Consider the following 8704-nt stretch of genomic DNA (forward strand, 5'->3'; position numbering starts at 1 on the left):
GCTAATCGAAGGATCACGCGATGGCCGTCGCCATTTCACGCCGCCACGCCTGTGACCAGGTCAAACTCGTACACCACTCCCATGGACGCAACCACGTCACACGCGATTGTGACCAACGGGGACATGGGGCCACCCCCGAGCCACCGCGACTGTGATTCCCAGCACCTGCCACCAGGTAACCAGCCCATACGTCAAGAACGCGGCCATGGCTCCCTGATCGAAGTCGGTGAATACCTGTCCGGAGTGATGCTTTGACACCTCCGACGATGAAGCGCCGCGGGCTCCGGTCTTGCCGTCATCCGACTGAGTGATGCGCGGTCGACCGGCCAGGGGCTCGCGCCCCGCACCCCTCCCACCGCGGCCCACAGGGGAGGCTCAGGCCATGCTGTTCATCGAGGTCCTGGCGCCCAAGGAGCGCACGCGACGAGGAAGAGCAGGCACCCGCGCCAGGCGAACTGATCCCGAATCTCCCTGGACGCCCGGACCGACCGCGCCTGCCGAAAAGTCCATCCAGGCAGTCAAGCGGCATGTGAGTACTCGTGGAGGGGCGTTCGCCCCGAAGTGTGGACACCGGCTGTCATGCGGCGAGCAGCACTCTATCGATGGTCTGCTGCTCGTAGTCGATCGGGCTGAGGTAATCGAGGGTGGAGTGGCGCCTTCGGGTGTTGTAGCGGGTGATCCACTTGAAGGCCGCCAGGCGAGCCTCGCGCGCTGAGGGCCAGCGCTTGGCGCCCTGGAGGGGCTCGCGTTTGAGGGTGGCGTTGAACGCCTCGGCCTCGACGTAGGCAATCAGCAGCGCTTTCTCGAATCGCTCGAACGTCATGATCAGGACCTGCCCGCCTTGGAGTCACCGCTGTCCAAGGTGCCGGCCAAGCAGGCGAACGACCTCGTTCGCCGTTGCTTGGGATCCACCCGTAAGCGAATCGAGACCTTAGCCACAGGGACCGGAGTCACCGCAGGTCAGAGGCTACTTCGTTGGAAATTTCTTCATTACCGGGCCCTGGGGCCGGGGGCGGGCGGGGTGCGCGGTCGCAGGCGCTCTCCCTGCGGCCCGAACATGATCAGGTACTCGACCGGGCCGCCGGGGCCGGCGTTCGCGACCCCGTGGGGATTGCGGGTGTCGAACTCGGCGACGTCCCCGGCACTCAGGACGAGGTCCTGGTCGCCGAGTGCGAGCCACAGCCGCCCGTACAGGACGCACAGCCATTCCCAGCCGTCGTGGGAGACCTGCCGGGGCCGCGCGGGCGGCTCCTGGACGGCGGGCAGGACGTGTTTGTGGGCGTGCAGGCCCCCGACGTACCGGGTCAGCGGCAGCACCGCCTTGTCGTCGCCGAAACGCTGGAGCGCGGAGGTGCGGGGCCCGGCGGCGGGGGCGGTGCCGGCCAGCTCGTCCAGGGAGACGCCGTACTCCTTCGCCAACTGCAACACCGCTTCCAGGGTGGGCTTGCGTCGGCTGGTCTCAATCCGCGACAGCGTGCTCGGGGAGATGCCGGTCGCGCGGCTGACGCCGGTGAGCGTGGAGCCGCGGTGTTCGCGCGCGGCCCGCAGCCGGGGGCCCATCGCCGCCAGCGTGTCGGCCACGTCGTCGCCTGTCACCCGCTCTGCCCCCCTCCGGACGTGCCGCTCCACCATCTGTCCTGCAAGTTTGCCAGAGTGGCAAGAGTAATCGCGTCGGACGGTCGCCGCGCCGCATGATCGATGCGTACCTGCATCCACCCGCGAACCGAGGAGAAGCCCCCATGCAGCCCGAGCCGTCCGCCGCACTCCGCCACCGCACCGTCGAGGCCCCGGCCGGGCGCCTGCACCTGGTCGAGCAGGGCACCGGCCCGCTGGTCCTGCTCGTGCACGGCTTCCCCGAGTCCTGGTACTCCTGGCGCCGCCAGCTCCCGGCCCTCGCCGCGGCCGGCTACCGGGCGGTGGCGATCGACGTGCGCGGCTACGGCCGCTCCTCCAAGCCTGCGGCGACCGACGCCTACCGGATGCTGGACCTGGTGGAGGACAACGTCGCCCTCGTGCACGCCCTCGGCGAGGAGAACGCGGTGGTCGTCGGCCACGACTGGGGCTCTAACATCGCCGCCACCTCCGCACTGCTCCACCCCGAGGTCTTCCGGGCCGTCGCCCTGCTGAGCGTCCCGTACGCGCCACCCGGCGGCCCCCGCCCCACCGACATCTTCGGCCAGATCGGCGGCCCCGAGCAGGAGTTCTACGTCTCCTACTTCCAGGAGCCCGGCCGCGCCGAGACGGAGATCGAGTCTGACGTGCGGGGCTGGCTCGCGGGCTTCTACGCCGCCCTGTCCGCCGACACCATGCCCGCCCAGGGCGAGCCCGACCCGCACTTCGTCGCCCACGGCGGCCAGCTGCGTGACCGTTTTCCCGCCGGCATCCTCCCGGTCTGGCTGACCGAGGACGACCTCGACGTTTACGCCGGAGAGTTCGAGCGCACGGGTCTGACCGGCGCCCTCAACCGCTACCGCAACGTGGACCGCGACTGGGAAGACCTCGCCCCCCACCGCGGCGCCCCGATCAAGCAGCCGTCCCTGTTCATCGGCGGCGCCCTGGACGCCTCCACCACCTGGATGTCCGACGCTATCGAGGCCTTCCCCACCACCCTTCCCGGCCTGACCGCCTCCCACCTCGTAGAGGGCTGCGGCCACTGGATCCAGCAGGAACGCCCCGAGGAGATCAACCGTCTGCTGACCGGCTGGCTCAACGCCCTCACGGGCTGAACCGCCAGGCGCGGCCGGGGCTTCTGTATACGGAACAGTTCGGCCCGCGTACCCAAGCGCAGCGGCCACGGCCGGGTGCTGCGTGATTCTCACAAATGACCAGCTGCGAGAGTTCTGCGAACACCCCGGAGCCGCTCACGAATCCGCAGGTCGCCGTTCGCAGAACTCCTCGCAAAACCAGCATGTTGTGCGAGACGGTTCTGACAGACTGCGCGGGTGGACCTGACGCCCGATCAAGCAGCAAACGCGGTAGAACGAAACGACTGTCCGAAGTGTGAAGCCCCGGCGGGCAGCGCCTGCCGCACTCGGAGCGGAAGTGCGTAACGAAGTACCACACCGCCCGCGTCATCCTCGTCCCCGCGCTCCGCGAGGAACTGGAGGTGACCGTCCCCGAGGACCGCGGCCCGGGGCGGCCGTGGAAGGCGGGCCCGCCCGTCGAAGCCCCACCGGCCGCCGCGACGGCCAAGCCGATCCGGATCGGGTACGCCCGCTGTTCGACCGTCCAGCAGGAACACGCCTCCCAACTCGCCACACTCGAACCGGTCTGCAAGCGGATCTTCTCCGAGAAGATCTCCACCCGGATCAAGACGCGGCCGGAGCTGGAGAAGGCGCTGCAGCTCGCGTACGACATCAAGGAGGCCGCCCCCGACCATGGAGGTCATCCTCACCGTCCACGAACTCAAGCGCCTCGCCCGCAACGCCGCCGAGCCGATGACCCTCTCCGGCCGGCTTCAGGACGCTGGCGTCCAGCTCGAACTCCTCACCGGCCCGCTCACCGGCATCTACGACCGACCCCAACGGCATGGGAGCGATGTTCTTCGCCGTGCTCGCCGTCGCCGCCCAACTCGACCGCAACTACATCCGAGAACAGACCCTGGAGGGCCGGCAGACCGCCGCTGCCAAGGGTAACCACGGCGGACGCCCCAAGGTCATCGACGACGACATGCTCACCTTCGCCGTCGCGCTGAAGAACAAGGGCGTCGCTGTCCCCGACATCGCGAAGAAGCTGACGACCAAGGCGGGCAAGAACGCGGGCCACCCGTCGGTCGCCTCTCTGTACCGGGCGCTCGCCGAAGCCGAGGAAGCCGCCACGTCCGACGACGCCCAGGTCATCGGCCCCCGCCGCCCGGTCCGCGCCCGCATCACCGGCCGCGGAAGCGGCACCGACCCGGAGCTGATGGAACGGCTCACCGCACAAGTCCTCGACGGCGACACCGTGCTGGACGACCTGGCCCGCCATGCTCAGCACGGCACCGATGACGTCGTGGCCCAGTTGCTCTCACAGGCCCGGAACGGAAACGCACAGTGATCCCCATGCCGCTGGAAGGACCCTGGCCTCCTCGGCGCCACCGGCCCCGGGGAACACGGCCCCTTCGGCCCCTGGCCCGAACCCGAAGAGGATGAGACCGCTGCCGTATGCAGCACACCCGAGCCTCATCAGGAGTGGGGAACCGCAGCAAGATCAATCTCACCGGGATTTCTGTACCTCAACTACTCACACCCGTGAACCCTCCGCCTGCCAAGTCGTAGCGCTTGGTGGCCTGCTTGAAGAGGGATACTCGGCCCGCTCGTACGGCAGCGGGGCGCGTCCGGTGTCAGGGCACAGATCCGCCGCGGCGGGAGTGCGCGCGGACCCAGGCCGCCGATCGGTGAGAAACACCGGGCCAGAGATAGGGCAGGAACAGGATCCGGGCCCACGGGGCACGGCGCCGCAGTCTCGTGGACAGGTCGGCGTCGATGGCGGTGCGCCACCCCGCGCCCAGCCCCGCGTCCATCGCGCGCTCGATCCTGGCCCGCTCGCCCAACGCGCGGGAGGCGATAACCGCGAGCCCGATCGCGGTCACGGCAGCCAAAGCGACGACCGCCCAGCCGCCCGCCGAGGCGATGTCATCATCGGCGATCGCCAGCGCCGTCGGGACCAGCAGTATCCAGAAGAAGGCCGCAAACGGCAGCTCGTTGGCGGCCAGCCCGAAGAAGTAGCTCACGCGGCCGAGGGGATGTGAAAAGAACGGCAGCGGCCGTAACGCGAACAGCGTGCCGATCGCGGTGACCGCCACAGTGAACAGATACCCGATGGGCACGGAACCTCCAACGACGGCAGCTCTGCACAGACTGTGAGCATTCCCTCATGGTGGAACATTTGGGACCTTCAGGATTAGTGTGGGATCTTAACGACAAATCTGGAGTGATCTCGAGAGCGCCAAGGCTGAAGATCAGACTGGCGCTGCGGTGCGGCGGAGCCGTGCCACCACAAAGGCGAGCAGCCCGATGGCGGCCAGCGCGAAGACAGCGTTGCCGATGAGGTCCACATGCGCGGGCGCCGGGAAGCTCGGCGGCTGGGGGAAGCCGTGCCATGCGTAGGTGAGCAGGCCGGCGGCGCCCAGGGCGAACTTGTGCCAGGGGCCCCAGCCGATGCGCCGGGACCAGCGCAGGATGAGCAGCGTCATCGTGGCGTAGAGCGCGAGGTAGAAGCCGACCGTGATCCACGCGGGCACGCTGGACTGCAGATTGGCCGTCATGGCGGGGAGCATGAACGCCAGCCCGGCCACGATTGTGATCGCGAAGACGGTCCACGGGCCGGCCGATGCGGCCGGCAGGAGGGGACGGCGGAACCGGACGGTAAGGAACGCGGCGATGATCAGGGCGACGGCCGTGATGAGCGTCCAGGTGACCTGCGCGGCTGACACCGGGTAGATGACCGGGCTTGCCAGGGCGACTACTGCGCCCCCCAGCAGGAACAGGATGGCGGTCACGGTGAGGCCGATCTTGCCGAGCCAGGGTGTGTCCGGGCGGCGTGAGCCCGCTTCGACGAGCGAGATCGGCACCGCGATGCTCCACACCCCATGGATGGCCAGGACGAACACGGTCCAGTAGGCGCCGATGCCCAGCGCAGGGATGAACCCGTAGTCGAGCAGCCGCAACCCGACGTAGTCGGGGTTGAACAGCGATTGGGTGAGCAGGCCCTCCTCGATCACGGCGTAGGCGAGCCCGAGCAGGATGATCCCCGGCCACCCGAGCCGCCACCGGCGGGCGACCTCACGGATCAGCAACGCGCCGCCGCCGTAGAGCGGGATCAGCCCGATGATCATCGGTAGGGCGTTGATGGAGATGTTACCGAGCAGATATTCGCCGACCAGCGGCGCGAGAACGAGCAGGCCAAGTGCTGGAAGAATGCGTTTGAACACGTCTGCTAGCGTGCCGACGGCGCGGCGATGCCAGTAGTGACAAACGTCCTATAGCCAGCCCTTGTCCTCGGCAGCGCGTACGGCTTCGGCCCGATTGCGCGCCCCTACCTTCTGGCTGGCGCTGGACAGATAGTTGCGTACGGTGCCGGCCGACAGGAACATCCGCTGTGCGATGTCGGCGATCGTCGCGCCATCGGCCGCGGCCCGCAGCACCTCCCGCTCCCGGTCGGTGAGTGGATTGGCACCCGCGGACCGGCTCGCGGCGGCCAGCTTGTGGTCGATCACCCTGCCTCCCCCGGCCACTTTCCTGATCGCGTTGGCGAGTTCGTCGGCTCGCGCGTCCTTGAGGACGTAGCCTGCCACGCCCGCGTTGACGGCCCTGCTCAGATAGCCGGGACGACCGAACGTGGTCAGGATGATCACGCGGACGCCGGACAGCTCGGCCGCGACGGTGAGGCCGTCTTTGCCGGGCATCTCGATGTCGAGCAGGACCACGTCTGGTTGGAGCCGAGTGACCGCGCCTGCCACCTCCTCGCCGGTACCGACTTCGCCGACCACCGTGATGTCGTCTTCGAAGCTGAGCAGGGCGGCCATCGCCTGCCGTACCAGATGCTGGTCGTCCGCCAGCAGAACATTGATCACGCGGGCAGCCTAGCCCGCAGGATGAAGCCCTCATCGGTGGCCGAATGCTCCAGGGTGCCGCCGACCGCATCGAGCCGCTCAGACAGGCCGCGCAGCCCGTTGCCATCGCCGGGCGCCTTGCCGCTGCCGAGGCCGTCGTCGGACACCTCGGCCACGACGTGATCGCCATCGGTGAAGACCTTGATCTCGCAGTGGCTGGCGCGGCTGTGCCGTACAACATTGGTGGTGCCCTCACGCACCACCCACGCCAGCAGCGACGCCGCGTCCGCCGGCACGTCGTCGGCCGCCACCGCGGCGTGGATCCCGGCAGCGGTCAGCGCCTCGCGCGCCCGCGTGAGCTCCTCGCGCAGCGACAGCGACCGATAGCCGCTGACCGCCTCGCGCACATCCTCCAGCGCCTGCCTGGACAGCTCCTCCAGCTGCCTGATCTCCTCACGAGCCCGTGCGGGATCTCGTTCGATCAGCCGATCGGCGAGCTGGGTCTTCAACGTCATCACCGACAGGCTGTGTCCGATGATGTCGTGCATATCCCGGGAGAACCGGAGCCGCTCGTTCTCGACGGCCAGCTGTTCAGCCCTGGTTCTCTCCTCGCGAAACCGAAGGAACATGTCGATCAGGCCGGCGAACAGCACGGGCTGCAGCGGCATCCACCACGTGCCGGACAGGGGCAGGTCAAGGTAGAGCAGCCCGCCGGCGTAGGCCGCCACGATGACCGCCATCCCCGCGAACATCGCCCGGCGTGGAACTGACGCGACCAGCGCGGCCACGGTGAAGTACGTCGAGATGAGCAGCCACTGATCGCCAAGCGGGGGCACCAGCGCGATCCACAGCATGTACAGCAGCCCAAGCGCCCACGGCGTCGCATTCCTCCTGGGAGCCGCCAGAGCCGTCCACGCCACCCGTAGATAGCAGGCGACGAAGCCAAGCAGACCACCGACCGCCAAGACCACCCGGCTGACAGGTGGCTCAGTATCGAGGAACGGCAGCACCGGAAACCAGATGAACAGCAGATAGACGCTGCTCCAGAACCGCCCTCCCATTCCTGGAGAGCGTAATGCCTCGTGACGGAGATGGCGCCATGCGCCCGGGGTTCCGTTCGGCCACGAGCCGGCTCGTCGGATTTCGTCGTCGTCAGCGTCGGGCGCGTCGGGATCACGCAGGTCGCGGATCGCTCCCGGAGCCAGGTCGGGAAGCACGAAGATGTAGGCGCCATGGGCGCCCAGGTGGGTGTTGACGAAGGGCGAGAGCCGGGCCATGTCCTCGTCTCCGACCGGATAATCCTGCGCCTTCAGCTGTCGTAGTGCCGCGTCCAGGTAGACCGTTGTCCATAAAACGACGCAGTTGAGAACAATGCCGAGGACGTCGAGTTGATTTCCAGTCCGCGTTCGTACCGGTGGTAGAGCTCGCCCTTCTTGCCGTGGCAGATCTTCCGCGCCAGGGCATGCCGGCCCTCCTGCAGGTTGCGGATGTGCTTGATGTCGCGCCGGTAGGTCTCGTCGGTGTCGATGTAGGCGAGAATGTACAGGGATTTGAAGATTCGGCCGTAGGCGGCGATCGCCTCTCCGAGCGCGGTGGGGTGGCCCTCGCGGTGCAGCATCGTCACCACGTCGTAGGCGCGGACGGTACCGGTGTAGATCGAGGCGCCCACGCGCAGGATGTCCGGCCACGTCCGCCGCACTTTGTGCAGGTCGATCCTCCCGCGGGCAAAGGTGCCGAGCGGCCCGTAGTCGGCCTTGACCAGGGCCGCCCGCAGCTCCGCCCGCGACACCACCGCCTCGATTGCTTCCCACACCACCGACACCCGCGGCTCCTCATCCTCTCCACCCCAGGAGTCGGAGTCGAACAGCGCCTCCACCGCCACCGCCAGGCGAGCCGAAGCCTTGGCCAGTTTCGGGTGCTTGCGGACCTTCTCCTTGTCGGCTGCGCTCTGCGCCTTGTTCAGCAGCTCAGTGGTCATCAGCAGGTCCAGTAGTTCCACCCTCGCCGGCGGGCTGGCCTTCCGGCTGGCGGTGTTCGCCGGGGCCGTCGCCCTGGCGGCGAGCCTGCGCCGCGGCCGCAACTGGGCCAGGATCGCGCTGGCCCTCACCCTCGGCGTCTTCGGCACGCTGTCGCTGGTGATCGAGCCCGTCCGGTGGCTGCTCGCGGGCAACT

9 protein-coding genes and 3 pseudogenes are annotated in these 8704 nt (G+C 68.3%); 5 read left to right on the forward strand and 7 right to left on the reverse strand.

The window, feature by feature from the left end; all coding sequences use genetic code 11:
* Nucleotides 1-577: 577 nt before the first annotated feature.
* Together ACWEVS_RS45525 and ACWEVS_RS45530 are read right to left on the reverse strand one after the other, a co-directional pair.
* Nucleotides 578-775: pseudogene (locus ACWEVS_RS45525) on the reverse strand (integrase core domain-containing protein); the annotation flags it as partial.
* Between the two features lie 215 nt (nucleotides 776-990).
* Entirely contained in the window at nucleotides 991-1596 is a 606-nt protein-coding gene (locus ACWEVS_RS45530) for a helix-turn-helix domain-containing protein (RefSeq protein WP_452557401.1), read from the reverse strand.
* Between the two features lie 143 nt (nucleotides 1597-1739).
* On the opposite strand from ACWEVS_RS45530, the gene ACWEVS_RS45535 reads away from it, so the two are divergent.
* The 4 genes and pseudogenes from ACWEVS_RS45535 to ACWEVS_RS45550 all read left to right on the forward strand — a co-directional run bounded on the left by ACWEVS_RS45535 (nucleotide 1740) and on the right by ACWEVS_RS45550 (nucleotide 4035).
* Complete coding sequence (locus tag ACWEVS_RS45535) at nucleotides 1740-2726, forward strand: alpha/beta fold hydrolase (protein WP_449931682.1); 987 nt, start codon at nucleotides 1740-1742, stop codon at nucleotides 2724-2726.
* Between the two features lie 216 nt (nucleotides 2727-2942).
* Nucleotides 2943-3050 (forward strand): zinc finger domain-containing protein, encoded by a 108-nt coding sequence (locus ACWEVS_RS45540; protein WP_452419172.1) that lies wholly within the window; start codon nucleotides 2943-2945, stop codon nucleotides 3048-3050.
* Between the two features lie 56 nt (nucleotides 3051-3106).
* Nucleotides 3107-3292 (forward strand): annotated as a pseudogene (locus tag ACWEVS_RS45545) (recombinase family protein); the annotation flags it as partial.
* A 257-nt stretch (nucleotides 3293-3549) separates the two neighbouring features.
* Entirely contained in the window at nucleotides 3550-4035 is a 486-nt protein-coding gene (locus tag ACWEVS_RS45550; protein WP_452557413.1) for a hypothetical protein, read from the forward strand.
* Nucleotides 4036-4321: 286 nt separating this feature from the next.
* Here the strand turns inward: ACWEVS_RS45550 and ACWEVS_RS45555 are convergent, their stop codons facing one another.
* The 5 genes and pseudogenes from ACWEVS_RS45555 to ACWEVS_RS45575 all read right to left on the reverse strand — a co-directional run.
* Nucleotides 4322-4807: a hypothetical protein gene (locus ACWEVS_RS45555; protein ID WP_452557403.1), complete on the reverse strand. Its 486-nt coding sequence runs from the start codon at nucleotides 4805-4807 to the stop codon at nucleotides 4322-4324.
* A gap of 132 nt (nucleotides 4808-4939) precedes the next feature.
* Nucleotides 4940-5911 (reverse strand): hypothetical protein, encoded by a 972-nt coding sequence (locus ACWEVS_RS45560; RefSeq protein ID WP_452557405.1) that lies wholly within the window; start codon nucleotides 5909-5911, stop codon nucleotides 4940-4942.
* 48 nt (nucleotides 5912-5959) lie between these two features.
* Nucleotides 5960-6553, reverse strand: coding sequence for a response regulator transcription factor (locus ACWEVS_RS45565; protein ID WP_452557407.1), 594 nt, complete (start codon nucleotides 6551-6553; stop codon nucleotides 5960-5962).
* Nucleotides 6550-7809, reverse strand: coding sequence for a sensor histidine kinase (locus ACWEVS_RS45570; RefSeq protein ID WP_452557411.1), 1260 nt, complete (start codon nucleotides 7807-7809; stop codon nucleotides 6550-6552). Before ACWEVS_RS45570 ends, ACWEVS_RS45565 begins: the two co-directional genes overlap by 4 nt.
* 6 nt (nucleotides 7810-7815) lie before the next feature.
* A pseudogene (locus ACWEVS_RS45575) lies at nucleotides 7816-8510 on the reverse strand (Tn3 family transposase); the annotation flags it as partial.
* On the opposite strand from ACWEVS_RS45575, the gene ACWEVS_RS45580 reads away from it, so the two are divergent.
* Nucleotides 8488-8704, forward strand: a 217-nt coding sequence (locus ACWEVS_RS45580; RefSeq protein WP_452557409.1) for a hypothetical protein, incomplete at its 3' end; no start/stop codon positions are given. The pseudogene ACWEVS_RS45575 and the gene ACWEVS_RS45580 overlap by 23 nt on opposite strands.

This window comes from Nonomuraea sp. NPDC003754 (assembly GCF_053605785.1).

Coding starts and splice junctions, on each gene's coding strand:
- ACWEVS_RS45535 (WP_449931682.1), top strand. CDS start 1,740: ATGCAGCCCGAGCCGTCCGCCGCACTCCGCCACCGCACCGTCGAGGCC.
- ACWEVS_RS45570 (WP_452557411.1), bottom strand. CDS start 7,809: ATGGCCCGGCTCTCGCCCTTCGTCAACACCCACCTGGGCGCCCATGGC.